This is a genomic window from Stenotrophomonas sp. 99219_Sma (assembly GCF_056480785.1).
The window spans coordinates 77296-103872 of record NZ_CM151117.1; the positions used below are offsets into that span (position 1 = coordinate 77296).

Here is a 26577-nt window from a genome sequence, read left to right on the forward strand (position 1 = left end):
CCATGGACACCACGATGCTGATCCCGTTGTTGGAACGGCTGGGCTGGACCAGCCTGCAGACCGTGCTGCTGGTGGCCCTGGTGTACGGCGTGTGCCGCGCGCTGCCGTCGCTGTCGGCGGCCACCCGCTGCCGCCTGTGGTGGCTGGTGTCGCTGCAGGCCGTGCTCGGCCTGTTCTGGAGCCAGCCGCTGCAGCTGGCCTGGTTGCCCGCACCGCAGGCGGTGGCGATGACCGCCACCGACGTTGCCGCAGATCTGGTCTACCCGCTGGCACCGGAAGCCTCGGCGCAGCTGCTGGCGGCGATGCCGGTGCCTGCAGCGGACGTGCCGGCAGTTGCGTGGTGGGCCGTTGCACTGGCTGCGCTGTGGGCATCCGGTGTGCTGCTGATGGCCCTGCGCACCTTTGGTGAATGGCGCCGCTGCCGCGCGCTGCTGGCCGCCGCCTATCCCTGCGAGGACGAAGCGCTGGTGCAGGCCCTGCAACTGGCCTCCGATGCGCACGGCGTGCGTCCTGCGCCGCGGTTGTGGATGAGCACGCAGGTGGACGCACCGCAGCTGGTCGGGCCGTTCCGCCCGGTGCTGCTGCTGCCGGCCGGCGACAACGCCCTGCAGGGTGATGCGCTGGACCTGGCACTGACTCACGAACTGCAACACCTGCAGCGGCGTGACCTGCAGTGGGGCCTGCTGCCCGCACTGGCCCAGCACCTGTTCTTCTTCCACCCGCTGTTGCGCCTGTCGGTGCGCGAATACGCACAGGCCCGCGAAGAAGCGGTGGATGCGGCCGTGGTTGGCCAGCATGGCGCGAGCCGTCAAGCCTACGGTCGCCTGCTGTTGCAGCTTGGCGTGGCACCGCAGCCACACCTGGGCGTGGCCAGCGCCGCGCCGAACACCACCAGCCTCAAGCGTCGCCTGCTCTCGCTGCAGCCGCGCCGGGCCTGCCCGCGCATTCTGGCGATGGCACTGACCGCCGTCGTGGTGCTGGTGGGCGTGGCACCGATGCGGCTGGTCGCTGCGCCAGTGCCACCGGCACCGCCCGCGCCGCCGGCCGCACCGAAGGCCGTGGTGCCGCCGCCGCCGAAGGCTCCGAACGCGCCGCCCGCAGCGCCTTCGGCCGCGCGCGTTCCGGCCGTGCCGGTGGCGCCCGCGCCGCCTGCCGAGCCGGCCGATGTCGAGGCGCTGTCAGGCCCAGACGATGCCGATGTGGCGGTCGACGTGGATGTCGACGTGGATACCGACATGCACAGTAAACATTCGACTTCCCACACCACCTCCATCACCACCTACGGGCGCCTGGATCTCGGCAAGTCGCCGTCGCAGGCCTACGTGCTGGTCGATGGTGATTCGACCTTCGCCAATGGCGGCATCGACGATGTAACGGTGGCCCGCAGGCAGCTCGGCAAGGGGCCGGCGCTGTGGTTCCGCCAGGGCGACAAGCGCTATGTGGTGCGCGACCCGATGCTGATCCAGACCCTGCAGCGCGCCTACAGCGGCGCCGCAGACCTCGGTCGCCAGCAGAGCGAACTGGGCCGCCAGCAGAGTGCGCTGGGTCGCGAGCAGGGCGAACTCGGCAGGCAGATGGGTGAGATGGGCCGCCTGCAGGGTGAGGAGTCACGCCGCCTTGCGCTGGCCGCCGCTGAGGTAGCGCGCAGCGCGATGGCCGCCCACGACATCAACCGTGAGGCCGCCGCAGAAGCCGCGAAGGCGGCGCGTGGTGCGACCAGCGATATGGCCGTTGCACGTGAGGCTGCACGCGAGGCCGCCGCTGAGGCACGTCGTGCAATGCAGGAAGCCCGCAGCGAGGCCGCGCAATCTGGCCGCACCCGTGACATGCAGCGCCTGGCCAGCCAGCAGTCTGAACTGGCCAGCCGACAGGCGGCACTGGGCAGCCAACAGGCCGCGTTGGGCGAGCGTCAGGCACGCGTGCATGCGCAGGCATCGCAGCAGGCACAGCAGGTGATCGCGCGCGCACTGGCCAGCGGCAAGGCCGAGCGCCTCTGAGCGGTAGTGCCGGCCGCTGGCCGGCAATGTGGGGTGCCGGCCAGCGGCCGGCACTACCCTGAGGCGATCAACCGCAGCTGGCGCGCTCGATGCGGTTCTGCGCATCCACCTGCACGGTCACGCGGTCCTGGCGGAAGTCCATGGTCACCGCCATGCCGGGTTTGACTACCCGTGCACCGCGCGCGCCGCTGTCAGCCACCAGTTTCTTGATCGTGGCTTCGTCGGCGGTCTTGCCGGTGAAGGCCTCCAGCGCCTCCGGCCTGCATTCGTGCGCGGTATCGGCCACGGGCGCCGGCGCGGGATCGTGGGTGGTGCTGCTGCCGGCGTGACTGCAGGCGGCCAAGGGCAGGATGGCGAGCAGGACCAGGGGGCTGAGGCGCATCGTCGGTCTCCAGGCGTGGATGGTGGCGGCAGTGTCACCGCTGCCACCGTCAGGCTGCGTCAACGCCTACTGCCCGACCAGCGCCAGGGTTTCGCGCTCACGTTGTTCTTCCCGTACCAGCCGCTGCAGCAGCAGGGCCAGGGTCACCACGTCCTGGTGGTTGTGGTCGGCCACCCGGCGCAGGTTCACCGCGTCGCCGCCGCGCAGGAAGCGCAGCCATGCGCCCGGCGCTTCAGAACCGGGCAGGTCGTCCTCGCGCACCACGCGCAGCAGCTGGCGCTCGATGGTGGACAGCTTGCAGTTCTCCCACGTGCCGCGATAGCGGCGACGGGTCGGATAGAGCAGGTCGACGTGATCCAGCGCGCTGATCGGGCAACGCTGGCGGGCCAACCGGTAGCGCGCCTTCAGCAGCGGCGCATCGTAGCTGCGGCCGTTGTAGCTGCAGAACACGGTGGACGGCTGCAGCCAGCGGGCGAAGGTGGCCAGCATCGCGTCCTCGGCGGCCATCGTCGCCATCAACAATTGGCGGATGCGCAGGCCTTCGCCGCGTTGCGGGCACACATGCCAGTCGGCGGCACCGATCATGAAGGCGCGGGTGCCGGTGCCGCCGGCCAGGCCGGTGGTTTCGGTATCGAAGAACAGCAGGTCGCGCGAGGATACGTGTTCGCCTTCGCGGCGGGCGAAATCCAGCGACAGCGGCTGCGACGGAATCGGCTGTGGCTGCAGCGACTCGATCAGGAACAAGCCCGGTGCGATTTCCTCGCCGGGCAGCTGGCGATCCTGCGCGCTGGCGCGTGCCGGCGCGGCTCCACCCCGCGAACGCAGGCCGAGCAGGCGATGCAGGCTGCCCACTTCCGGCCGACGCAGCGGTGCGGGTGCCGGTGTGGAGGCCGCTGCACCGGTCGGCTTGTGGCGGATTTCCTGTTCGACCCAGGCGAACACCGAACGCTCGGCCGGTGGCTGCTGTGCATCGTTGGCGGCTACCGGGACCGTCGCTGGCGGCTCGGGCGCCACCGGCGTGACTGCTTTCGGGTCACCGGCCTGCTTCCGCAGCAGGCGCAGCTTGTCCAGGCTCAGGCTCACGGGGCCAGCAGCTCCATCGGATCGCGCGTGGTCATCACCACGTCGGGCACGTGCTGGCAGGCCTCGCCATCGAACAGGTCGAGCACGCGCAGTGCCAGCGCACGCGGCGAGGTTTCATCCTCTTCCTGCGCGGCCAGTACCGGGCCCACGCAGGCCGGGCAGCCGGCCTTGCAGTCGCAGCGCTGCACCAGTTCGCGCGCGCGCTGCACCAGCTCGGCCTGGCGCTGCCACAGCGGTTCGCTCAGGCCGACGCCGCCGGGGAAGTTGTCGTACAGATACACGGTGGGCACGAACTCCTGCAGCAGCTCCACCACACCGGGATCGCCTTCACTGCCGCGCAGCTGGCCACGGCCGCTCTGGTCGGCGATCGCGAACCAGGAACCATCGCCGTTGCCCACCGACTTCTGCAGGTCGCGCGCATCGGCCATCACCGCCACGGTGGCGACGATGTGTAGCGCATACGCGGCGCCGAGGAAGCCATCCAGCGCATCCTGCTTGCTGGCGAAGGCGCGCAGCAGCAGTGCCTGCGGTAGCTGCCACCACACCGCAGTGGTGTGCAGTTCCTGGTCGGGCAGGTTCACCGGGCCGTAGCCGATGTTCTCGTGGGTGTAGTAGCGGATCTTCTTGTAGCCAGCCACGCGGCGCACCACGTGCACCTCGCCATGATGCGAATCACCCCGGCCGGCCACGCCGCCGTCGAAGCGGTCCAGCACCTTGAGCTTGGTGAAGTCGATGCTGTCGGTGTAGTAATCCACATGCGTGCGGGTGACATAGGCCTTGCGGCCGTCCCAGTCGAGCGTCTCCACCTGGTAGGGCGTGGACTGCACCATGTGGATGGCACCTTCATACAGGGTGAGTGCGGCAGCGGAATAGTCGACCTCGGCGATGATCTGCTGGCGGCCATCGCTGCGATCGACCACCACGAAGTTGCCATCGGCCACTGCGCGCAGGCTGACTGCGTTGGCCGGATAGCTGTCGGCGATCCATTCCCAGCGTTCGCCTTCGCGGTGGATCACCTCGGTTTCAGCCAGCGCTTCCAGGAATACTTCCGGGTCGATCGGGCCGAAGCCATCGCCGACCCGGAACGGCAGCTCGAAAGCCGCGCAGCGGATGTGGTCGAACAGGATCAGCGGCTGGTCCGGCGCGATGCGCGCGTGCTCGGGCGAGGCCTCGGCGAAGAAGTCCGGATGCCGCACCACGTACTGGTCCAGCGGCTGCGAACTGGCCACCATCACCCCCAGCGCCGGCTGCTGACGGCGGCCGGCACGGCCGAAGCGCTGCCAGGTGGCGGCCACGCTGCCGGGGTAGCCATTGAGGATGACCACGTCCAGGCTGCCGATATCCACGCCCAGCTCCAGCGCCGAGGTGCTGACGATGCCGTCGATGTTGCCCGCGCGCATCGCACGCTCGGTCTCGCGGCGTTCGGTGGGCAGGTAGCCGCCACGGTAGGCGCGGACGCGCGGCGGCTTGCGCGGGTCGTGGTCGAAGATGTCCTTCAGGTACTTGGTCAGCACCTCGACCATCAAGCGGGTCTGCGCGAACACCAGGGTCTTCAGCCCGGACTTGATCGCGATGCGCGCGATGCGGTTGCTCTGCGAGCGTGCCGAGGCGCGCAGGCCCAGGTCCGGATTGATCACCGGCGGGTTCCACAGCAGCACCTGCTTGGGCCCGCTGGGCGCGCCGGATTCGGTGATGGCGGTGACCGGTGCCTCGATCAGCGCCTCGGCATGCGCCTGCGGGTTGCCGATGGTGGCCGAGCACAGGATGAACTGCGGTTGCACGCCGTAGAACGCGCAGATGCGCTTGAGCCGGCGCAGCACGTTGGTGACGTGGCTGCCGAACACGCCACGATAGGTGTGCACTTCGTCGATGACGATGTAGCGCAGGTTCTCGAAGAACTGCGCCCACTTGGTGTGATGCGGGAGGATCGCCTGGTGCAGCATGTCCGGGTTGGACACCACGATGTCGCCGTGCAGGCGGATGGCCTGGCGCGCATCGCCGGGAGTGTCGCCATCGAAGGTGAAGGCCTTTACGCCGAGGTCGCCGGCGCGGTTGAGTTCCAGCAGCTCGGCCACCTGGTCCTGGGCCAGTGCCTTGGTCGGGAACAGGTACAGCGCCTTGGCCTTGTCCTGCATCGCCGCGCTGACCACCGGCAGGGTGTAGCACAGCGACTTGCCGCTGGCGGTGGGGGTGACGATGGCCACGTGCTCGCCGCGCTGGCTGGCGTTCCAGGCCTCGGCCTGGTGGCTGTAGAGCTGTTCGATGCCACGTGCCTTCAGGGCGGCAGCCAGGGCCGGCGGAACCGAATCGGGAATGGGCGCATAGCGGCCTTCGCGGCCGGGAATGGCAAAGCTGCCGGTGATGCGGTCCTGGTAGCGGCGCTGCAGGCGCGCGCTGAGCAGTGCGCCGTCGCGGGCGGGCAGGCCATCGCGGGTGGCGAGCTTCTGCTCGGCATCGGCGGTGCGCTTGGCGAGTTCGTAAGCCATGGAAAGTGGAGCCGGGACGGATTGCGAGGGGTCACATGGCACCACACTCACGTCTCAGGATGTGAGACACCGCACACCAAGGGCATGAACCGTTCAGTGCTCGCGTCCCGTGGCGTCGCCGCATCTCCCCTGGCTGAACAGCTGCCAGTGCAGCAACGAAATCTGAAGCCGGCATCCGTATCCTTGGGTGCTGGACGCAACCAACAGGGTGGATGGCTGTGGCACGACGTGGAACGCAGGGAGCCGTCCTGGCCAGCATGCTGCTGGCCGGTATCGCGCAGGCGCAGCAGGCCACGCCGGTAGCGGTGCCCGACCCGGCGCCCGAACCTTCTGCAGATGCGCCGACGGCAACCACCGCGCCGGTCTCGACCGCCCTGCCGCAGGACAATGTCACCACCCTCGGCGAAGTGCGTGCGCTCAAGCCCGAAGACGAGCCGCTGGACCTGTACCGTTTCAAGAACCCGGTGAAGTTCGGCGACAACCGCTTCAGTCGCGACTGGAGCGAACCGCCGTCGCCGGAGCAGGTCAGCATGGGCGGTGGCTACATCATGATGGGCGTGGTCAAGGGTGTGATGGCGGCGGCCAAGGGGATCAACAAACTCACCGGCGGACCGGCGCAGATCCAGGCCGCCGTGGCGCGGCCACCGCCGGAGCTCAGTGCCGAACAGCAGCAGCGTGCGCTGCGGTTCTCCCAGGAGCAGGATGCCGGCGATGCACCGCCGGTGAAGTAGGCCGGTATATCCTGCCGGCTCCCCACCGCTAGTGCTGCCATGTTCCTGCGTTCGATCTGCCTGCTGGCCGCATTGCTGCCGGCGTCCGCCTTCGCCGATGATGGCGCCTGCCGCAATGGCGCGTTTCCCTCTGAACAGAGCCGGTTCGCTCTGGCGCGGGTGGTCGATGCGCCCCGTCTGTACCTGCTTGGCGACATGGACGGCTGCCCGGCGAAGGGCGAACCGGCCTGCCGACAGCGCAGCTATGTGGTCAATGGCGATACCGTGGTGACCGGGCGTGATCTTGGCCGCTACCGCTGCGCGTTCTTCCCGAACAAGGTGGGTGGCAGTGCTGGCTGGGTGGACCGCAGCAAGCTGCAGGCGTTGCCGGTGGTCGTGCCGTCGCTGCAGGATTGGGCGGGCCACTGGAAGGACGGCGACAACGGCCTGCGCATCACCGTGCAGGGCGGGCAGCTGCATGTGGAGGGTGACGCCTACTGGCCCTCCGCCAACCCCACGCCGGAGCAGCGTCCCTACGGGCCGAACATGGGCCAGGTGGAAGCGCGCGCGGCGCCGCGTGGTGCCGATGTCGAGTTTGTAGAGGACACCTGCAAGGTGCGCGTGCATTCGCTGGGGGAGGTGCTGATCGTGGCCGACAACAGCGAATGCGGTGGCATGAACGTGCGCTTCAACGGCGTGTACCGGCGTGCGGGCACGCGTTGACCTCGCGGAAAGGCGCCAACCAAGGTTGGCATCTACCAGGGCAACCGGCCAGTAGATCCACGCCATGCGTGGATGCTGTCCGCGATCCAATCGATGGGCTCAGCGTCGCCGTTCCAGCCACCACAGCAGCGATGCGCACAACACGAACGCCAGCCACCACGGCCAGCGTAGGCCTGACACGGGTTGCATCACTGACGCGTCTGCCGGCGTGCTGGCAGCCAGTGCACGTGTGGTCGCATCGATCATCGCCTGCCGATGCAGCGTCGGTGCATCCTTCGGGTCGAACACATAGCGCCAGACAACGCTGCCGCCATGCTGCAGGCGCTGCCAGCCCGGTTCGCGGGGCCACCAGCCAGCGCAGCGCAGCGCCGACGTCGCGCCATCGACGATCAGGGGTACATCGTCGCCACGCTTGTTGAAGACATGCAGCGGCGCCTGCACACCGCACAGCGCCTGTCGTTCGCCTGCCCAGCCGATCGGTTGCGGTGACCACAGCGCATCAGCGCTGCCCTGTGCACGTGCCAGCGTGGCCACCACGCCGCTCCACAGTTCGCCGTGGCGGTCGTCGCGCCCGGCCAGTACCCAGCGCCAGCTGTCGGTCAGCGGCAGCAGGCCGATGCGGCCCTTGCCGGCAGCGCGCCAGCCACCGACAGCCTTGCCCGTGCCATCCTGCAGCAGGGCGGTGCTGCCCGGTGCCTGCAGCGCGAGTGCTTCCAGCGCAGGCAGGGGAGCATTGTGCGAGCTGCGGTCAGCCTCTTCGCCGTAGCCGGTCGGCAGCGTACCCGCGGCGAGCGGGCCACGCCGTGCAGCGAGGACCGCGCTGTCGCCGTCGCCGGGAAGTTCGAGGGCGTGGCTGCTGCCATCGCCTTGCACCGGTAGACCAATATCCTGCAGGCGCTGGCGCGCGCTGGCCGAAGGTGCGCCCGCACTGCGTACCAGCACGCCCAGTCCCTCGCGCAACGCCTGGCGCATGGCAGCCAGCTGGCCGGCACTCAATGCGGCCAGGCTGCGCTCGTCCAGCAGCAGCAGATCGCTGCGCGCGAGTGACGCCGCATCCAGCGCGACCGCGCCATCTCCCACGCTGACACCCGCCCCGGTATCGGCCTGCACCTGCACGCGGATGCCGGCATCGGCCGCCCAACGCCGCAGGTACTTCAGCTCTGGGCCCGGCGCGCTGGCGCGCACCAGCAGGCGCAGCGGTGCGGCCGGCAGGGTCTGCTGCGGCACCGGTACGCTGTCCACCACATGGCCGTCGGCATCGAGCAGGCGCAGCTGGAACACGCTGCGGCCTTCGGCGCGGGCGATGCCGCTGAGCTTCACGCGCCCGTCCTCGGCAACGTCCGTGCGATCAACCACGCTGTCGGCGGGGTCAAGCAGCTCTGCTTTCGCCTTGGCCGCGCCACGCGCCTGTGCCTGGACGTCAAAACGAGCACCGGGAGCGACATCGGCCGGTGGTTGCAGCGCGATCCAGCCGCGCGGCTCCGGTGCGGCCTGCCAACGTACATCCGGCGGCAACACCGCGTCGCGATCACGTGCGGCGAGGCCCGCACCGACCAGTGTCAGTGTGGACGCCGGATGCTGGCGCAGCGCGGTGGCCAGGTCGGGAACGCGCTGTGCGCCGGAAATATCGGCAGCTTCGGGCAAAAGCAACAGCGGGCCTTCGCTGGCCGGGAGCGCGCCGGCCTTGCCGGCATCGGTTCCGAGGACCACCAGCCCGCCTGCGGGTTGCTGGCGGGTGGGCGGCACCAGGCAGAAATACAGCAGCGCGGCGACGATGATCTGCAGTGCGATCACGATCCACCGGCGGCCAGGGTGGGCGGTGTTTCCACGCAGCTGGCGCACGCTGGCGATGACCACGATCAGGGCAAGTGCCAGTGCAATCCACAGGTCCACAGCGGAGGCGTTCATGGCTGCGCCTCCAGCGCATCAAGGTACCGCTGCCCCATCGCATCGGCGGCACTGCGCCGCATCGCCTGCGGCAGCGGACGCTGCAGCGCCCGCCACAACTGTGCACGCAGGCGCTGGCGACAGTCTTGGCAACCGGGCTCGATGCGCAGCTGCTCGATGGCCGCAGCCAGATCGAGTGCATCGGGCAGGTAGGCCGCGTTGCGCTGCTGCCAAGTCGCGAGCGCATCCAGATCCGGCGCGCCGGTGTCGTCGCCGAGACGCTGCCAGGCTTCGACGATGGCCGGATCGGGCGGGGTGCGGGCGGCCAGCGGCAGTTCCCGACTGGCCAGTCCAGCGCGATCACCGCCGAGGCGGCGGCCTTCATCGATCGGTGGCAGTTCCGGCCCGACCCGGGCCAGATAGATGCGCTCGGCCTGCTGCACCTGCTTGATGAAGCCCAATGCCTTGTAGGCGAAGGGCAATGCCTGCTCCGGTCGGCCCTGGCGCAGCTCGCCTTCGGCCGACCACATCTGGTCAAGCGCCGCCTTCAGCGTGGCACGGGTCTGCGGATCGAGCAGAGTGGCCGCCTCGGCGTGGTCATGGGTGTGTCCGTACTCGGAGAGCACGTCGGTGGCGCTGCCGAACACCGGCGGCGTATCGGCATTGGCCGGCTTGCCGCCGTGGTCGTGGCCATGCGCGTCGTGCGCTCCGGCCTCGGCGCCATGGTCGTGATCGTCGTCGTGATCGTGGTCGTCTGCGGCGGGCGTATCGCTGGTGGGCAGGTCGCTGGTCGGCGGTGGCTTCGGCGCACCTTCGCTTTCCTCACCCAGGAACTGGCCGTAGCGCAGGCGCAGGATGCGCTGTTCGATACCGATCGCATCGCTGCGCTTCACGAAGTCCTCGGCGGCCAGGCTGCGTCGTTGCCGGATCAGCGCTTCGGCATCGATGATGATCTGCCGCTGGCTGCGGAAGTAGGCAGGCAGGGTCTTCTTGATGCGGCCTTCCAGCTCTGCACCGAGTGCGACTTCGGCGCTGGGCAGGCGCAGGATCACGCTGCTGCTGCGTCCGGTCTGCGGCGTGGGCGCATGGTTGTCGCGCACTTCCAGCTGGGCGATGACATCGTTGCCGGGCTGTGCGCCCAGCGCAGCCAGATCAAGGGTATGGGCGAAACGCCGCGCGGTGGCTTCGCCGCTGCCGGCAAGCGTGACGCTGCGCTTCACGAAGGTGATGTTCTCACCGCTGCCCTGGGTGGTGGTGATCGACAGCGTTGCCTGCGCCGCGACACCGTAATCGTCGCTGGCCTCGAAGCGCAGCGCCCATTGCCGTTGCCCGGGCGTGCCCAGCACCAGGCTGGCGGCCGGCTCCAGCACGCGCACGCTGGGCGCGCGGTCGGCCACAACATCCAGCCGGTACAGGCGGGTTTCGGCCAGCGCCGGTTCGCTCACCACGCGGTACAGCACCGGCGTGCGCGCCACATCCTGTGCCTGCCACTGCCCATCGCGCTCGCTCAGCGGCAGCCGTCGACCATCGTGGAACTGCAGCCATGCCTTGGCCGGTGCGTGGTCGAAGCGCAACGACCACGACAGCTGGCTGTCGGCGGCGACCTTTGCATCCAGCGTGCTCTGCGTCAGCGTGGCTTGCCCGGTGTAAGCCGGTGCGTCGATGCGCAGGCGACTGGACTGCAGTTGCAGCGGGCCTGCGGACGCCGTGCTGCCTGGCGCCGACGTGCGAGCAGGCGCGGAACCGGGATTCGAACGCGGCCAGCCGAGTGCCAGCGCAACGATGGCCAGGCCTGCGATCCAGCACAGCGCCAATGCCCCACGCGGCCAGCGCGGACGCAGTTCCGGCATCGCGCGTTCCAGCGTGGCCAGCACGCGCGCGCGCTGGCGCTGCTGCAGCGGATTGAGGGTGAGCGTATCGGCGAACAGCAGATCGGCACTGTCCTCGCTGGTACCGCCGGCATCGAGCTGGCGCTGCACCCACTGCGGGTCCAGCTGGCGGGAACGTGCCGTGGCGAGCGCTGCGCAGGCGAGCAGGCTGACCGTGCCGACCACGCAGGCGATATCGAAGCCCGCCAGGCGCAGCGCCAGCGTCGTCGCGGCCAGCGCCCACGGCAGGCCCAGCAGCAGGGTAATGAGTGCACGGCGACGGCGTGCGCGTTGCCAGGCGTGCTGCAGAGTGTTCATGTGGCCACCCTGCGCCGGCGACTGCTGGCCATCCAGCGCTCCAGCGCGAACAGCAGCACGATGGTCAGCAGCAACCAGGCGGTTGGCTCCCGCACCGGCGGTGTTGCCGCAGGCAACGCAGACCGATAGGGCGCCTGGTCCCTTGCATCGCCGAGGCGCGGCGAAGGGGGCGCTTGCAGCGCCAGCAGCAGGGCACGCGGCAACTGCGGATCGCGCAGCGCAGCGTTGCCTGAGGCGTCCCAGTCACCGGGCAGAGACAGCAGGACACCGTGGCCGATGCGTTGCTGCCACAGCAGCGGGGTGCCCTCGGTGTTGCGCAGCAGGATGCTGGCGCTGGCAGCAGGCTTGCCGGCAGTCATAGTCATGACACGACCGCCGTCGCGCAGCCACGCCTGCCAGTTCGCCGGCAGTGCATCGTTGCGGCTCCATACGCCGATCTCGCCGCGTTCGGGCAGGGTATCCGCCACCAGAGGAGCGAGCGGCGCCTGCACGCCCCACGCGCGCTGCAGTGCATTCAACCAGTGCTGGGCAGCGGCCGAAGCATCGCTGTGCACGCGCAGGCGCGGCGACGTTGCGGCACGCGGTTGCGCAGTGACCGGCATCGGCTGCGGGCGCCACTGCACCTCGCGCGACAGCTGCAGGCGTGCGCCGTCCAGGCCGGGCAGGGGATCGGGAACGTGCACGGTCAATGCGGTGCCAACGGGCAGCTGCGCGTCCAGTTCGCGCAGCAGGCTGGGCAGGGATGCACTGGCTGCAGGTGGCGCCTGATCAATGGCCGGGAAGCCGGGCGCCAGCCAGTGCCAGTTGCGATCCGCAGCGGTACCGCGCAGTGCGGCGGCATCCAGTCCCGGGGCCACCACCGTCCATGCACTGGAGGCCGGCACGGGCCCGGTCAACGCAGGCCGTGCCAGCAGCAAAGCCAGCGCGGCAAGCAACAGCAGGCGCACCAGCAGCAATGGCCAGTCATCGAAGCGGATGCGCTGGCGTGGCCGGATCTGTGCGCGCAGCCAGCGCAGCGCGGCGAAATCCAGCGGTGTGTACGGATGGCGGCGGGCGAGGTGGATCAACAACGGCAACAGCCCTGCGGCGAGCGCGGCCAGGCCCAACGGGAACAGCAGGATCATGCACCGCCCCCACGCCCGAACAGCGCCTGCAGTGGTTGATCCAGCGGCTGGTCGAGCCAGCCGGTGGCACTGGCGATGCCACTGGCCTGCAGGCGCGACTGCAATGCGTTGCGTGCGCCAGCGAAGCGCTGCAGGTAGTCGCTGCGGATCGCCGCGCCATCGCCCAGCAGTTCCTCGCCGGTCTCCGGATCGCGGAAGCGATGGCCGGCGTCGAACGGGAAGTCGCGTTCGTCGGCAGTCAGGATCTGCAGCAGGGCCACTTCGCGGCGCGCGCTGGCCAGTTGTTCCAGCAGCACGATGCCGGCCTCGTCGAAGCCATCACCGATCGCCAGCAGCAGGTCGCCCGGACGCACGCGCTCCCACAGCGGGCGCAGGCGATCGGCCGCAGGCCAGCCGCCGCGTGCCTGCAGGGCATGCAGTTGCAGATGCACGCGGTCACGCTGGCGTGCGCCGTTCGCTGCGGGTACCAGCTGCAGGCCATCGCCATTGATCGCCAGCAGGCCGAAACGGTCGCCCTGCTGCAGGGCCAGCTCCACCACGCACGCGGCCACGCCGCGCATGTGGTCCAGGCGCGTGCGCTGCGGTGCCGCGCGATCGGCCTGGCCGGCCGAGGCGGTGGCATCGAGCAGCAGCCAGACCGTGATCGGGCTTTCGCGTTCGGATTCGCGCACGAAGAAGCGGTCCGAGCGTGCATACAGCTTCCAGTCGATCTGGCGCAGCTCGTCTCCCGGTTCGTAGGCCCGGTACTGGGCGAATTCGAGGCCCGCACCGCGGCTGCGGCTGGCGTGCTGGCCGATGCCGCTTGCGCCGCTCGCCAGGCGCGGCCGCAACCGCAGCAGGCGCAGGCGCGCACGCAGTTCCGGTGGCAACGTCAGCGGGGCACCTGCGTTCACGCGTGGCTCAACCCGGGAACGGCACGGCCTGCAGCAGGGCGGCGACCACGTCGTCGGCACGCTTCTGCTCGGCCTCGGCGGCGAACGACAGCAGCAGGCGATGACGCATCACCGGCGCGGCCAAGGCCTGCACATCCTCACGGGTGGCGGCGAAGCGGCCCTGCAGCAATGCGCGTGCTTTCGCCGCCAGCACCAGCGATTGCCCGGCGCGTGGGCCAGCGCCCCATTTCACCCATTGGTTGATTGCTGCCGGTGCGCCCTCGCCGGGACGGCTGGCGCGCACCAGGCGGGTGATCCAGGCCAGCACATCGGGGCTGACATGCACCTGGCGCACCGCGGCCTGCAGGGCAATCACCGCTTCGGCATCCATCACCTTCGGCACCGCGTCGGTGGCACCGCCAGTGGTCTGTTCCAGGATCTGCCGCTCTTCGTCCTCGCTCGGGTAATCCACCAGCACGTGCAGCAGGAAACGATCCAGCTGTGCTTCCGGCAGCGGGTAGGTGCCGGCCTGCTCGATCGGGTTCTGCGTGGCCAGCACGAAGAACGGTGCAGGCAGTGCATACGTGGTGCCTGCGTAGCTGACGGTACGCTCCTGCATCGCTTCCAGCAGCGCGGCCTGGGTCTTGGGCGGGGTACGGTTGAGTTCGTCGGCCAGCAGCAGGTTGGTGAAGATCGGGCCCTGCTGGAAGCGGAAATGGCGATGGCCGGTGCCGTGATCTTCCTCCAGCAACTCCGTACCGAGGATGTCGCTGGGCATCAGGTCGGGGGTGAACTGCACGCGCCGGAACTGCAGTTCCAGCGCCTGCCCGAGCGAGCGCACCAGCAGGGTCTTGCCCAGTCCCGGGGCGCCTTCCAGCAGGCAGTGGCCGCCGGCCAGCAGGCCGATCAGCAGCTGCTCGACCACGGTGTTCTGGCCAACCACCGCGCGTGCGAGCGCAGCGCGCAGATCGTGCAGGCGCGGCAGCAGGGAGTCGAGGTCAGCGGTGGTCATGGGCGTGCAGGTCCTATCAATTGTTCAACGCGTACATCACGATGTTGACGCCGAAGCGGGTGTTGTCTTCGGCCAGGAAACGCTTGTTGCGCCAGTCGTAGTCCCACTCGCAGCCGTAGTCCTTGTTGCTGTAGAGCAGGCCCAGGCGGCCGTCGACCTCGATGCCCTTCAGGTAGTCGTGCACCAGGTCGTCGCCCCAGCCGTTGAGCTCGAAGCTGGTGGCCGGTGGCCCATCGGGGAAGCGGAAGAAGCTGCGGTACAGCGCGTGGCTGTTGGGCAGCTTCTGCAATGCCTTCGGTCCAAACAGGCGACCCATCTGCGCCTCGAACGAGGTGGCGAACAGGCCGTCGATATCATGGTTGCAGTCGTCGACGAAGACGAAGCCGCCATTGCGCACGTAGCGCACGAAGTTCTGCCGCTCGGCGGCGTTGAACTCCACCAGTGTGTGCCCGGCCAGGTAGCAGAACGGCGCTTCCAGCATGCGCGGGTCGGCCAGCGCCACCACGTGTTCCTGCGGATCCACGCGCAGCGAGGTGTAGTCAATCAGCGAGGTGATCAGGTTGGACGGCATGCGCGCGTCCACATCCCAATCGCCGGAGTCGTACTGCAGGCGGGTGAACCAGAAGTCGTAGCGCGAACTGCGCGGGCCTGACTGCGCCAAGGCCGGCAGCACCGCCGCCGAAGCGGCAGCGGCCAACCAGCGCAGGCAGGCCCGGCGATCCATCAGACCGCGTCGGACAGCGAGGTGAAGGTGAAATCGCGCAGCTTCATCGGCGGGATCATCATCACGTAGCTGGATTCATCACCGGCCACGCGCACCGGCTTGCCCAGCTCTTCGATGTTGTTGAGCATGATCACCGGCGATTCGTTGAAGCGGAAGTTCTTCACCGGGTGCTTGATCTGGCCGTTCTCGATGTAGAAGGTGCCGTCGCGGGTCAGGCCGGTCAGCAGCACGGTCTGCGGATCAACCATGCGGATGTACCAGGTACGGGTGACCAGGATGCCCTTCTGGGTACCGCGCACCAGCTCGGCGGTGCTCTTGTCGCCACCGCTCATCAGCAGGTTGCCCGGCGTGGCCTTGGCGGTCTTGCCCTGCTTCTGCGCCCAGAAGCGCGAGTAGTCGAGGTTGGCGATCCTGCCGTTCTCGATGATCGCCATGCGTTCGCGCGGCATGCCTTCGCCGTCCCACGGCAGCACCGGTGCATCCGGATGCCAGGGGTCGGCAATCATGGTCACGCGCGGGTCGTAGACCTGCTCGCCCAGCTTGTTGCCGCCGCCCTTCTTCGACAGGAAGCTGCGTCCTTCATCGGCCGAGCGTGCGCTGAAGAAGTTCATCATGAAGCTGATCAGGCCGGCGGCCGCGGCGGGCTCCAGGATGACCGTGTACTTGCCCGGCTCCAGCGCCTTGGCTTCGGCCGATTCGGTGGCCTTGCGCATGGCGATGCGGATGTCCTGGTCGGCCTTGAAGTCGGCCGCATCCTTCAGGTTGCGGCCGACCCAGCCCGAACCGCGGCCATCTTCGGTACGCACGGTGCAGGTGTAATCGAAGTTGGTGGTGCGCTGGTAGGCGAAGTTGCCGTTGCTGTTGGCGGTGGCCTGGAAGCCCTGGCCGTCTTCGAGGAAGCCGGCGGCGATCAGGCCGTGGCCACGGCACGGGGCGATCGAATCGGCGGCGACCTTGGCGCGGAACGCCGGATCGATCGCTGCAGTGGATTCGCTGAAGGTCGGGCTGGCGCGATAGCTCTGCTTGCCGATGGCCGGCATGAACTCCGGGTTCTCCGGCGCCAGGCGCGCCAGGTCTTCGGCACGGCGCACCACGCGTTCCAGCGCGGCGTCGTCGAACTCGTTGATCGAGGCCGTGCCGACGCGCTTGCCGAAGGCGACGGTGACCGCCAGCTCGGTGTTGTCGACGATGCCACTGGTGGAGACGTTGTTCAGCGCGAAACGGATGTTGCCGCTGATCGCGCCGGCCAGCACGGCGGTGCATTCGTCGGCCTTGGACAGGGCGATGACCTTGTCGAGGATGGCCTTGGCCTGGGCTTCGGTGAAGATACTCATGGTGTAAGGGCTCCTGACCGATCAGCCGAGGCTGCGTGCGGTGTTGATGACGTTGATGCCGTTGAAGCGCGCAGTCGACGAACCGTGCGAGACCGCCGAAACCTGGCCCGGCTGGCCCTTGCCGTCGAAGAACGAACCGCCCAGGCGGTAGTCGCGCTCGTCGGCCACGGCGGTGCAGGCGTTCCAGAACTCCGGTGTGCGGATCTGGTAGGCCACGTCTTCCAGCATGCGGGTGATCTGGCCGTTCTTGATCTCGTAGAACAGCTGGCCGCCGAACTGCGCGTTGTAGCGCTGCTGGTCGATCGAGAACGAACCATCACCGATGATGTAGATGCCGTTCTCCACGTCCTTGATCAGGTCCGGCACGCTCAGCGGCTTCTTGCCCGGTGCCATCGACACGTTGGCCATGCGCTGGAACTGCACGCTGGACCACGAGTCGGCGTAGCAGCAGCCGTCGGACTCGGTCTTGCCGAGGATGTGGGCCTGGTCGCGGATGGTCTGGTAATCCACCAGTTTGCCGTTGCTGATCAGGTCCCAGCGCTTGCACTTCACGCCTTCATCGTCGTACGCCACCGCACCGAGGCTGCCCGGCTGGGTCTTGTCGGCGAAGATGTTGACCAGTTCGCTGCCGTACTGGAAATGCTGTTCGCGCTTGTCCAGGGTGGCGAAGCTGGTGCCGGCGTAGTTGGCTTCGTAGCCGAGCACGCGGTCCAGCTCCAGCGGGTGGCCGATCGACTCATGGATGGTCAGCCAGGTGTGCGACGGGTCGAGCACCAGATCGTACTTGCCCGGCTTAACGGACGGGGCCTTCAGCTTCTCCTGCGCCTGCTTGGCGGCGGCGATGGCATCTTCCTTCATGTTGTAGGAAGAGCTGTAGTTGACCACGCCATTCGGGCTGACCACCTTGCCGGCAGCCGCGCCGTCCAGATACTCGTAGCCCAGGCCCATCGGCGAGGACAGGCCTTCGCGGGTACGGAACTTGCCGCTGGACTTGTCGATGGCGGTGATCGTCATCGGTGCCCAGATGCGGTGCACGTCCTGGTCGATATAGGAACCATCGGTGGAGGCGAAGTACTTCTGCTCGTTGACCAGGAACAGCATCGAGTTGACGAAGCTGGCACCGGCGCCCATCGCCGCAGCGTTGACGTCCAGCAGCAGGCCGACCTTGTCCTTGATCGGCACTTCCATCGCATTCTTGCGGATAGGCGTGCGCCAGCTCACCTCACCCACGCCCGGCGCCTTGGCCAGCTGTACCGGTGCGGTCTGCACGCCGGCATTGGCCTTGGCGATTGCTGCGGCCTGCTGCGCGGCCTTGGCTACATCGGCCGTACCCAGCGCATTGGTGGCGGCGAAGCCCCACGCACCGTTGACGATCACGCGGATGCCAACACCGGTGGACTCGGTGTTCACCACGTTCTGCACCTTGTCCTCGCGGGTGATCACGAACTGCCGCAGGTAGCGGCCGATGCGCACGTCGCAGTAGGTGGCACCGGCCTGGCGGGCAGCGGCCAGTGCTGCATCGGCCAGGCGCTTCTTCAGCCCTAGGTCCAGCGTGCTCTGCAGTTGCTCGGCGGCAATCGCCTTGCCGAAGAAGGAGGGCACGATCAGCCCGCCCGCGGTAAGCCCGGTCAGGGCCAGGAAGTCACGTCTTTGCAAGGCTGCTCTCCATGTCGAAGGATGGGTGGCTCAAGCGCCGAGACTGCGCGCGGTGTTGATGATGTTGATGCCGTTGAAGCGGGTGGTGGACGAACCGTGCGAGACCGCCGAGACCTGGCCGGGCTGGCCCTTGCCGTCGAAGAACGAACCACCCAGGCGGAAGTCACGCTCGTCGCAGATGGCAGTGCACGCGTTCCAGAACTCCGGCGTGCGGATCTGGTAGGCCGCATCCTCGACCATGCCGGCGATCTTTCCGTCCTTGATCTGGTAGTACAGTTGGCCGCCGAACTGCGCGTTGTAGCGCTGCTGGTCGATCGAGTACGACCCGCGGCCGTGGATGTAGATGCCGTTCTCCACGTCCTTGATCATGTCCTCGACGCTGAGTGGCTTTTTGCCAGGTGCCAGTGAAACGTTGGCCATGCGCTGGAACTGCACGCTGGACCAGGAATCGGCGTAACTGCAGCCATGCGAGGCATCGCGGCCGAGGATGTGGGCCTCATCGCGGGTGGCCTGGTAATCGACCAGGATGCCGTCGCGCACCAGATCCCAGCGCTGGGTCTTCACGCCTTCGTCGTCGTAGCCGACCGCACCGAGGCTGCCCGGTTGGGTCTTGTCGGCGAAGAAGGTGACGATGTCGCTGCCCCAGCGGAAACCGGCATCGCGCTTGTCCAGCGTGGCGAAGCTGGTGCCGGCGTAGTTGGCTTCGTAGCCGAGCACGCGGTCCAGCTCCAGCGGGTGGCCAACGTTCTCGTGGATGGTCAGGAACAGGTTGGACGGGTCCAGCACCAGGTCGTACTTGCCCGGCTTCACCGACGGCGCCTTCAGCTTCTCGCGCGCGTGGCGGGCGGCGGCGATGGCGTCCTCGACCGGGTCGTAGGAATCGCGGTAGGCGGTGATGCCACCGGGCAGCTGCACCTTGCCGCGCGCATCGCCATCAAGGAACTCGTAGCCCATGCCCATCGGCGAGGACAGGCCGGCACGAGTGCGGAACCTGCCGCTGGCCTTGTCGATGGCGGTGGCAGTGAACGGCAGCCAGATGCGATGGATGTCCTGGTCGATGAACGAGCCGTCGCTGGAGGCGAAGTACTTCTGTTCATTGACCAGGAACAGGGTGGAATTGATGTAGTCGGCGCCCGCATTCAGCGCGGCGGCGTTGACTGCCAGCAACAGCTCGACCTTGTCCTGGATCGGCACCGTCATCGCGTTCCTGCGCACTGGGGTCTGCCAGCGCACCTCGCCCACCGACGGCGTCGGTGCCAGCTGCACCGGCCGGGTCTGGATGCCGGCGTTGGCGCGGGCGATCGCTGCGGCCTGCTCGACCGCCGCGCGCACGGCAGCCTCGGTCTGCTGGTGGGTAGCGGCAAAGCCCCAGGCGCCGTTGACGATCACCCGCACGCCGACACCGGACGATTCGCGGTTGGTCACATTGCCGACCTGGTGCTCGCGGGTGATGACCGACTGGTTGAGATAGCGGCCGATGCGCACGTCGCAGTAGCTGGCCTTGGCGGTGCGTGCGGCGGCGAGCGCAACGTCCGCCAGGCGTCTGCGCTGGGCGGTATCGACCGGGGCGAGCAGCTGCTCGGCGGCGATGGCACGGGAATGCGGCAGCAGCAGGCCCGCCAGGCCCAGACCGGAAAAAGCCAGGAACTCACGTCGTTGCACAGCGTTTCTCTCTCTCGCTTGCGTGCGGTTGGCAACGGGCCGGACCGATCACGTCAACTCCTCGACTTTCGCCAGCGCGGCGCGTCCGGGCAAGTGACTGCAGTCATGGTTGGGTGGGTTTCGGCAGGGCTTGCAGCCCTGCACCTGCTCAATGCAACGGCAACGGCAACGGCCAAAGCCAGAGCGGCATTCCGTGGGTTGGTGGGGCGGTGTCGGACTGCGGGGACGCCGCAAGTACGTCCCTGTAGGTGTCGACCTTGGTCGACACGTCTGTCAGATATCGAAATGTATCCGGGGTCAGAGCCGTTCCGACAGACCGCAGAAAACTGTCGAAGGCGGGGTGGGTCCGGTTGCGGGGGCGTGAGCGCCATGGATGGCGCGACCGAGCCTCCATGGATGGATTCACGGCGTCCCCCGCAACCGGACCCACCCCGCCATCCCCCAGGAAGCCCGCTGTTGCAGTTGCTTTGGCTGTTGCTGTTGCTCCGGCTTCGGCGGGTGCAGGGCGCCGAAGCCCTGCCGAGCAACACCCCCTCGTGCACAATGGGGCCGACCCCGCCTGGACACCGTCCCTGATGTCGAGCAAGCCGTATTCAGAAGCCTGCGAGCGCAACCGCGAACCCATCGCCACCGCACTCGACCCGTGGATGGGCGACCGTCATCGGGTGCTGGAGATCGGCAGTGGCACCGGCCAGCACGCGGCGTTCTTCGCCGAGCGCTGGCCCTGGCTGCGCTGGCAGCCTAGCGATCATCCGGACCATCTGCCGGGCATCGAGGCCTGGCGTGCGGAGGCCGCGCTGCTCAATCTGCTGCCGCCGGTGGCACTGCAGGTGGAACTACCTCCGGCGTCGGGCCTGTCGTTGCCCGAGGGCAGCACGTTCGATGCCGCATTCAGCGCCAACACGTTGCACATCATGAGCTGGGAGCATGTGCAGGCGCTGTTCGCCGCGCTGCCATCGGTGCTGCGGCATGGTGCGCTGCTGGCGGTATACGGCCCGTTCAACTACGGCGGCCGCTACACCAGCGACAGCAACGCGCAGTTCGATGCCTGGCTTAAGGCGCGTGATCCACGCAGCGGCATCCGCGATGTGGAAGCGGTGCAGGCGCTGGCGGCGGACAACGGCTTCACCCGCCTGGGTGATGTGGCGATGCCGGCCAACAACCGGTTGCTGCTGTGGCGGCTGGGGTGATCAGGCGTCCGGCGACATGCTGGAAAGGCGTGCCGCCGCAGCGCGCAGCCCGTTGAAAATGGGTTCGGACACGTTTACGGGGAAATCACTTGGGAGCTGACGCGTGACCTGCTCGATGGCGGGTTCGACGGCTGCGATCAGCGCTTCGATCCACGGCTCCGCACCATCAGCGATACCACAGGCGCGTGCGGTTTCGTTCCAATGGCGTCGTCGCACAAGGTGCAGCTTCCGGTGGCGATTCTTGCCCTGGACGGACATGGCGAGCTGTGCATTCCGCGGGTCGAGCTGGTTTGGCCCCCTACCCAGGATGGGATGCACCGACAATACGTCGTAGACGGGTGTCAGGCGGAAGCGTCCACCGGCTTCGAGGTAAACACTGAAGTTCTTGGCATGTCCATCGGTTGCAGCCAACATCCAGAAAAGAATCTGCGTCTTGAAGAAGGTCGCCCGATCCTCGAAATGCTCGGATTGTCGAAGCAGATCCATGATGGTCACGATGCCTGGGCCGCCACCGGATTCATACTTCCTGGCAGCGGGCAGACCGAAGACCTGGCACATGTCTTCCTGCGGCAGCCGCAGCCACCACCGGCGATCCGCAGAAAGGCGGCGGTCGAATCGCTCCACAATAAGCGCGCGTTCGTCCTTGAAGCGTCCCATCTGCGTATTCGCAACGGGGATTCCAAAGGCGGAAAGCAGTTGCATGCACAGCCATTCGTTCTCGACGGATTGGTGCATGTCCGCCCGCATGTTGCCCACAATGCCAAGCGGCAGCTTGAAGATATGGGTGGATGGGGTACTGCCGGTGGGAATGCACCACTGGCCAGCATGCAGCAGAAGTCCCGTCTTCTCCTGCGCACCGGCGATGGATATGCGGAACGCATCATCACTGGTGGGTGCGCCAGGTAGATTCCCTGCCGTCACCTGACGCAGGATCGCAGCGACGCCTGATTCGTCCAACGCTTCGCACGTAATCTGCTGGATGTCCCCCGGTGTATGCGAAAGCGGCAGCAGTTGCACTGCGCCGACGCAATCCCGGCCAATGGCTTCGAGAAGATCGAATGTGTCGCTGCTGCGCGTGGAGAACCTGTCGCGGATCCGGTTGCGGATGACGGCGTTGTCGGGAAGAAGGTTGTCGAAGTAGTTGTTGACGACATTGCCCCGATGGCTCTCACCCTCCGGGAGCAGGGGCAGTGAGAGTGACAACGGCCGGGACTGGGCGGAGCTGATCCACGAGTCGACGTACGAAAGCCGGGAAGAGCCGCTCCGGACATCATCCCAGAGCGCGACCTCGACACCATTCATCCAGACCCGCAGCGTACCCATGGCTCACCACTCCAACGTTGACGTTGTCTCCGGGGGGCTTCGCTGCTGCAATCTGACTTCCAGACCCAGCACTGCCCAGACCCGCATCAGCCGTTCGAAGCTTGCCGATGCCGGGTCGCGCTCCAATGCGCCTACTGCCTGGCGGCTTATGCCGAGCTGTGCCGCCAACTGCGCCTGGCTCAGGCCCGCCTGGCGCCTGAACGCACGCATCAGCGGTGCCAGTTGTTGAGGTGTCCTCACCGTGTGCAGCGGCCTGTCCATATCGGCAGTCCCCTAGAAAGTGACCGTACGCGAACGTGTACGCAAAGGATAGGTTGCATTACGACAAGCAACCTATCTCTTTCCTTCGCTGGAGGCAACCTATCGATTGCTATCTCAATATGCAATCAATAGGTTGCTTTCGCGCCGCCAGCGGTGCTCAAGCCACCTGCACGATGTGCAGCGCCTTTGGGTTCCGCCACTGCGCCAGCAGGGCGGCTTCGCGCGCCTTGGCCTGCTCGAAATGCGCTTCCTTGACGTGGCCGAAGCCGCGGATGTGCTCGGGCACGCTGGCGATCTCCACCGCCAGCGCCAGACGGTCGTCATCCAGGCCGTCCAGCAGCAGCTGCACGGTGGCCTCGTAATCGCCGATCAGCTTGCGCTCCATGCGGCGTTCCTCGGTGCGTCCGAACACGTCGAAGCGGCCACCACGCAGGAACTTCAGCTTGGCCAGCAGGCCGAAGGCCTTGAACATCCACGGGCCGTATTCCTTCTTCAGCAACCGGCCCTGCTCGTCCTTCTTGGCGAACAGCGGCGGTGCCAGGTGGAAGCGCAGCTGGTAATCGCCCTCGAACTGCTGCTGCAGGCGGCGCTGGAAGTCGCCACTGGTATACAGGCGGGCCACTTCGTACTCGTCCTTGTAGGCCATCAGCTTGAACAGGTAACGGGCTACGGTCTCGGTCAGCGCGGTGGAACTGCCGATGCGGTCGGCTTCGGCGGCGCGCACGCGCTCGACCAGGCTGCGGTAGCGGTTGGCGTAGGCAGCGTCCTGGTACTCGACCAGGAACGCGGCGCGGCGCTCGATCATTTCATCCAGCGAGCGCGACAGGCGGGCGTCGTCCAGCGGCAGGAACGCAACATCGCCACCGTGCGAGGGCAGGCCACGCAGTTCGCGTTCGTCGCCGGTGTTGCGCGGTGCGGCGGTGGCACCCCATTCGTTGCCCTCCCACTCGCCCGGCGGCAGCGGGTGCAGCGGGCCCGGAGTGGATTCGGTATCGGTGTGGCGGTTGCGCACCAGGCCGGCGGCCTGCTGCACGGCCTGCGGGTCGACCACGGCCAGGCGGCCCCAGGCGAAGGCCTGCTGGTTCATCGCCACGGCGGCGCCGTTGAGCTCGATGGCGCGCATCAGTGAATCGAACGACAGCGGCACCAGGCCCTGCTGCCACGCATAGCCGAGAATGAACAGGTTGGCGGCGATCGCATCGCCCAGCAGCGCGGTGGCCAGCTGGGTGGCATCCAGCAGCAACGGCTCCTGGCCGCCCAGCGCCACGCGCACACCGGCCACGATGTCGGCGGCGGGGAACTGCATGTCCGGGCGGGTGGTGAAGGTACCGGGCATCGCTTCGTAGGTGTTCAGCACCACCTGCGAACGGCCGGCACGCACCTTCGACAGGGCCCAGTAGTCGTTGACCACCACCATGTCGCAGCCCACCACCAGGTCAGCCTCACCGGCGGCGATGCGCACGGCGTGGATGTCTTCGGGACGACGGGCGATGCGGATGTGCGTGGTCACCGCGCCGCCCTTCTGTGCCAGGCCGGTCTGGTCGAGCACGGTCGCACCCTTGCCTTCCAGGTGGCCGGCCATGCCCAGCAGCGCGCCGATGGTCACCACGCCGGTACCGCCGACGCCGGTGATCAGGATGTTCCAGGGCTGTTCGAGGGTGCCGCGGATGGCCGGTGCCGGCAGGTTGTCCAGCAGGGTGGAAGCATCGCGCTTGCTGCCCTTGCGCGGCTGGCCACCGTGCACGGTGACGAAGCTCGGGCAGAAACCGTTCACGCAGGAATAGTCCTTGTTGCAGTTGGACTGATCGATCTCGCGCTTGCGCCCGAACTCGGTTTCCTTCGGCAGCACCGACACGCAGAAGCTCTTCTTGCCGCAGTCGCCACAGCCTTCGCAGACCAGCGAATTGATCAGCACGCGCTTCTGCGGATCTTCCAGCTTGCCGCGCTTGCGGCGGCGGCGCTTCTCGGTGGCGCAGGTCTGTTCGTAGATCAGGATCGAAACACCCTTCACCTCGCGCAGGCGCTTCTGCACCTCATCCAGCTCGCTGCGGTCGTGGAACTCGACGTCGCTGGGGAAGTGCTCGCGCTGGCCGGTCCACTTGCCGATGTTGTCCGACAGCACCACGATGGTGTGGATGCCTTCGGCGCGCATCTGCTTTGCGATGTCGGGCACGCTCAGCGGGCCGTCCACCGGCTGGCCGCCGGTCATCGCCACCGCGTCGTTGTAGAGGATTTTGTAGGTGATGTTGACGCCGGCGGCGACCGCCTGGCGGATCGCCAGCGAGCCACTGTGGAAATAGGTGCCGTCGCCCAGATTCTGGAATACGTGCGGGGTGTCGGTGAACGGCGCCTGCCCGGCCCAGGTCACGCCTTCGCCGCCCATGTGAGTGAAGGTGTCGGTGCTGCGGTCCATCCAGGTCACCATGTAGTGGCAACCGATGCCGGCCAGCGCCCGCGAGCCTTCCGGCACCTGTGTGGAGGTGTTGTGTGGGCAGCCCGAGCAGTAGTGCGGTACGCGCGGGAAGCTGGCGCGCGGCAACGCAAGCTCGGCTTCCTTCTCCTGCATCCACTGCAGGCGCTGCTCGATCGATTCGTTGTTGAAGAACTTCTGGATGCGGCGGCCGATCACGCCGGCGATGGTGGCCGGCGTCAGCTCACCGGTGGACGGCAGGATCCATTCGCCGCTCTCGTCGTACTTGCCGACGATGGACGGGCGCTGGCCCCAGCTGGCCGGCCAGTTGAAGAACTGTTCCTTCATCTGGCGCTCGATGAAGGCACGCTTCTCCTCCACCACGATGATGTCTTCCAGGCCCTGCGCGAAGCGCGCGATGCCCTGCGGTTCCAGCGGCCAGGTCATGCCGACCTTGTACACGCGGATGCCGATGTCGGCGCACGCGACTTCATCCAGGCCCAGGTATTCCAGCGCCTGCAGCACGTCCAGATAGCTCTTGCCGGTGGTGACGATGCCCAGCCGCGCGCGCGGCGCATCCATCACCACCTTGTCGATGCCGTTGGCGCGGGCAAACGCCTGCGCCGCCTTCACCGCATAGCGGTGCAGGCGCATTTCCTGGTCCAGCGGCGGGTCCGGCCAGCGGATGTTGAGACCACCCGACGGCATCTCGAAGTCTTCCGGCAGCACGATGCGGCGCGCCATCGGGTCGACCTCGACCGAGGCCGACGATTCCACCGTCTCGGCGATCGTCTTGAAGCCGACCCAGCGGCCGGTATAGCGGCTCATCGCCCAGCCCAGCAGGCCCATGTCGAGGATGTCCTGCACGCCGGCCGGGTTCAGCACCGGCATCATCGCGCTGACGAATTCGTCCTCGCTGCCGTGCGGCAGCGTCGAGCTGCGGCAGGCATGGTCGTCGGCAGCCAGCGCCAGCACGCCGCCGTAGCGCGAGGTGCCGGCGGCATTGGCGTGCTTGAACACGTCGCCGCAGCGGTCCACGCCCGGGCCCTTGCCGTACCACATGCCGAACACGCCCTGCACGTTGGCGCCGGGGAACAGGTTGGTCTGCTGCGTGCCCCACACCATGGTGGCGCCCAGGTCCTCGTTCAGGCCCGGGGTGAACTTCACCTTGGCTGCTTCAAGGTGCTTGCGCGCGCGCCACAGCTCCAGGTCGAAGCCACCCAGCGGGCTGCCACGGTAGCCGCTGACAAAGCCGGCGCTGTCGATGCCTTCGGCGGCGTCGCGCAGCCGCTGCATCAGCGGCAGCCGCACCAGCGCCTGCACGCCACTCAGATAGATCCGCCCCTCGCTGCGGGTGTACTTGTGGTCGAGCGTGTAATCACGGTCGAGCAGGTCGGCGGACGAGGGCGAAGTGAGTTGCGCGGTACTGGTCATGGCTGGCCCGGTAGGATCGGCTGGCACCGGCCGCGTGCAGGCACGCGGCGGGAAAGGCGCGAATTGTAGCAGCGGGGCCGCGAGGCCCCGGCACTCGCGCCCGCGGCGGTGCTGGGGTTAG

19 protein-coding genes are annotated in these 26577 nt (G+C 67.7%); 4 read left to right on the top strand and 15 right to left on the bottom strand.

Going from position 1 to position 26577, the window contains the following annotated elements; genetic code table 11:
• The first annotated feature begins 2 nt into the window (after positions 1-2).
• Positions 3-1997: a M56 family metallopeptidase gene (locus ACZK13_RS00330; protein ID WP_253143511.1), complete on the top strand. Its 1995-nt coding sequence runs from the start codon at positions 3-5 to the stop codon at positions 1995-1997.
• Positions 1998-2064: 67 nt separating this feature from the next.
• Here the strand turns inward: ACZK13_RS00330 and ACZK13_RS00335 are convergent, their stop codons facing one another.
• From ACZK13_RS00335 to ACZK13_RS00345, 3 genes are all read right to left on the bottom strand, one after another.
• Entirely contained in the window at positions 2065-2379 is a 315-nt protein-coding gene (locus ACZK13_RS00335) for an I78 family peptidase inhibitor (protein ID WP_071228629.1), read from the bottom strand.
• A 66-nt stretch (positions 2380-2445) separates the two neighbouring features.
• On the bottom strand, positions 2446-3462 hold the full coding sequence (locus ACZK13_RS00340) for a ribonuclease H-like domain-containing protein (RefSeq protein ID WP_253143512.1): 1017 nt from the start codon (positions 3460-3462) through the stop codon (positions 2446-2448).
• Positions 3459-5948 carry a DEAD/DEAH box helicase gene (locus tag ACZK13_RS00345; RefSeq protein WP_253143513.1) on the bottom strand — a complete coding sequence of 830 codons (2490 nt, stop codon included), beginning with the start codon at positions 5946-5948 and terminating at the stop codon, positions 3459-3461. The genes ACZK13_RS00340 and ACZK13_RS00345 overlap by 4 nt, the downstream gene beginning before the upstream one ends.
• Before the next feature lie 212 nt (positions 5949-6160).
• Here ACZK13_RS00345 and ACZK13_RS00350 point away from each other — a divergent pair, with 212 nt between their 5' ends.
• On the top strand, positions 6161-6679 hold the full coding sequence (locus ACZK13_RS00350) for a hypothetical protein (RefSeq protein ID WP_253143514.1): 519 nt from the start codon (positions 6161-6163) through the stop codon (positions 6677-6679).
• A 39-nt stretch (positions 6680-6718) separates the two neighbouring features.
• Positions 6719-7381 carry a hypothetical protein gene (locus ACZK13_RS00355; protein WP_253143515.1) on the top strand — a complete coding sequence of 221 codons (663 nt, stop codon included), beginning with the start codon at positions 6719-6721 and terminating at the stop codon, positions 7379-7381.
• A gap of 99 nt (positions 7382-7480) precedes the next feature.
• On the opposite strand, the gene ACZK13_RS00360 is transcribed toward ACZK13_RS00355, so the two are convergent.
• Genes ACZK13_RS00360 through ACZK13_RS00400 form a run of 9 tightly spaced genes read right to left on the bottom strand, consistent with a single transcriptional unit; the run spans position 7481 to position 19838 of the window.
• On the bottom strand, positions 7481-9289 hold the full coding sequence (locus tag ACZK13_RS00360) for a hypothetical protein (protein ID WP_253143516.1): 1809 nt from the start codon (positions 9287-9289) through the stop codon (positions 7481-7483).
• A complete protein-coding gene (locus ACZK13_RS00365) occupies positions 9286-11454 on the bottom strand; it encodes a hypothetical protein (protein ID WP_478482144.1) in 2169 nt (722 codons plus the stop codon). The genes ACZK13_RS00360 and ACZK13_RS00365 overlap by 4 nt, the downstream gene beginning before the upstream one ends.
• Positions 11451-12578, bottom strand: a complete 1128-nt coding sequence (locus ACZK13_RS00370; protein ID WP_253143518.1) for a BatA domain-containing protein — start codon at positions 12576-12578, stop codon at positions 11451-11453. The genes ACZK13_RS00365 and ACZK13_RS00370 overlap by 4 nt, the downstream gene beginning before the upstream one ends.
• Entirely contained in the window at positions 12575-13471 is an 897-nt protein-coding gene (locus ACZK13_RS00375; protein ID WP_125893035.1) for a DUF58 domain-containing protein, read from the bottom strand. Before ACZK13_RS00375 ends, ACZK13_RS00370 begins: the two co-directional genes overlap by 4 nt.
• Positions 13472-13478: 7 nt before the next feature.
• Positions 13479-14462, bottom strand: coding sequence for an AAA family ATPase (locus ACZK13_RS00380; RefSeq protein ID WP_004134018.1), 984 nt, complete (start codon positions 14460-14462; stop codon positions 13479-13481).
• 16 nt (positions 14463-14478) lie between these two features.
• On the bottom strand, positions 14479-15186 hold the full coding sequence (locus tag ACZK13_RS00385) for a DUF4159 domain-containing protein (RefSeq protein WP_125893037.1): 708 nt from the start codon (positions 15184-15186) through the stop codon (positions 14479-14481).
• The gene (locus tag ACZK13_RS00390) at positions 15186-16520 is read right to left on the bottom strand and encodes a TldD/PmbA family protein (protein WP_053509475.1); all 1335 of its coding nucleotides are present in this window, start codon (positions 16518-16520) and stop codon (positions 15186-15188) included. The genes ACZK13_RS00385 and ACZK13_RS00390 overlap by 1 nt, the downstream gene beginning before the upstream one ends.
• 21 nt (positions 16521-16541) lie before the next feature.
• A complete protein-coding gene (locus ACZK13_RS00395; protein ID WP_032128710.1) occupies positions 16542-18176 on the bottom strand; it encodes a TldD/PmbA family protein in 1635 nt (544 codons plus the stop codon).
• A gap of 30 nt (positions 18177-18206) precedes the next feature.
• On the bottom strand, positions 18207-19838 hold the full coding sequence (locus ACZK13_RS00400) for a TldD/PmbA family protein (RefSeq protein WP_253143519.1): 1632 nt from the start codon (positions 19836-19838) through the stop codon (positions 18207-18209).
• A 575-nt stretch (positions 19839-20413) separates the two neighbouring features.
• Between ACZK13_RS00400 and ACZK13_RS00405 the strand changes: the two genes are divergently transcribed.
• Entirely contained in the window at positions 20414-21028 is a 615-nt protein-coding gene (locus tag ACZK13_RS00405; RefSeq protein WP_125893039.1) for a DUF938 domain-containing protein, read from the top strand.
• Here the strand turns inward: ACZK13_RS00405 and ACZK13_RS00410 are convergent, their stop codons facing one another.
• From ACZK13_RS00410 to ACZK13_RS00420, 3 genes are all read right to left on the bottom strand, one after another.
• Positions 21029-22351, bottom strand: a complete 1323-nt coding sequence (locus ACZK13_RS00410; RefSeq protein WP_125893040.1) for a type II toxin-antitoxin system HipA family toxin — start codon at positions 22349-22351, stop codon at positions 21029-21031.
• A 3-nt stretch (positions 22352-22354) separates the two neighbouring features.
• The gene (locus ACZK13_RS00415; protein WP_004134030.1) at positions 22355-22612 is read right to left on the bottom strand and encodes a helix-turn-helix domain-containing protein; all 258 of its coding nucleotides are present in this window, start codon (positions 22610-22612) and stop codon (positions 22355-22357) included.
• A gap of 157 nt (positions 22613-22769) precedes the next feature.
• Entirely contained in the window at positions 22770-26456 is a 3687-nt protein-coding gene (locus tag ACZK13_RS00420) for an indolepyruvate ferredoxin oxidoreductase family protein (RefSeq protein ID WP_253143520.1), read from the bottom strand.
• Positions 26457-26577: the final 121 nt, after the last annotated feature.

Coding starts and splice junctions, on each gene's coding strand:
- ACZK13_RS00335 (WP_071228629.1), bottom strand. CDS start 2,379: ATGCGCCTCAGCCCCCTGGTCCTGCTCGCCATCCTGCCCTTGGCCGCC.
- ACZK13_RS00355 (WP_253143515.1), top strand. CDS start 6,719: ATGTTCCTGCGTTCGATCTGCCTGCTGGCCGCATTGCTGCCGGCGTCC.
- ACZK13_RS00390 (WP_053509475.1), bottom strand. CDS start 16,520: ATGAGTATCTTCACCGAAGCCCAGGCCAAGGCCATCCTCGACAAGGTC.
- ACZK13_RS00365 (WP_478482144.1), bottom strand. CDS start 11,454: ATGAACACTCTGCAGCACGCCTGGCAACGCGCACGCCGTCGCCGTGCA.
- ACZK13_RS00405 (WP_125893039.1), top strand. CDS start 20,414: ATGTCGAGCAAGCCGTATTCAGAAGCCTGCGAGCGCAACCGCGAACCC.
- ACZK13_RS00330 (WP_253143511.1), top strand. CDS start 3: ATGGACACCACGATGCTGATCCCGTTGTTGGAACGGCTGGGCTGGACC.
- ACZK13_RS00350 (WP_253143514.1), top strand. CDS start 6,161: ATGGCTGTGGCACGACGTGGAACGCAGGGAGCCGTCCTGGCCAGCATG.
- ACZK13_RS00385 (WP_125893037.1), bottom strand. CDS start 15,186: ATGGATCGCCGGGCCTGCCTGCGCTGGTTGGCCGCTGCCGCTTCGGCG.
- ACZK13_RS00370 (WP_253143518.1), bottom strand. CDS start 12,578: ATGATCCTGCTGTTCCCGTTGGGCCTGGCCGCGCTCGCCGCAGGGCTG.
- ACZK13_RS00415 (WP_004134030.1), bottom strand. CDS start 22,612: ATGGACAGGCCGCTGCACACGGTGAGGACACCTCAACAACTGGCACCG.
- ACZK13_RS00345 (WP_253143513.1), bottom strand. CDS start 5,948: ATGGCTTACGAACTCGCCAAGCGCACCGCCGATGCCGAGCAGAAGCTC.
- ACZK13_RS00380 (WP_004134018.1), bottom strand. CDS start 14,462: ATGACCACCGCTGACCTCGACTCCCTGCTGCCGCGCCTGCACGATCTG.
- ACZK13_RS00420 (WP_253143520.1), bottom strand. CDS start 26,456: ATGACCAGTACCGCGCAACTCACTTCGCCCTCGTCCGCCGACCTGCTC.
- ACZK13_RS00410 (WP_125893040.1), bottom strand. CDS start 22,351: ATGGGTACGCTGCGGGTCTGGATGAATGGTGTCGAGGTCGCGCTCTGG.
- ACZK13_RS00360 (WP_253143516.1), bottom strand. CDS start 9,289: ATGAACGCCTCCGCTGTGGACCTGTGGATTGCACTGGCACTTGCCCTG.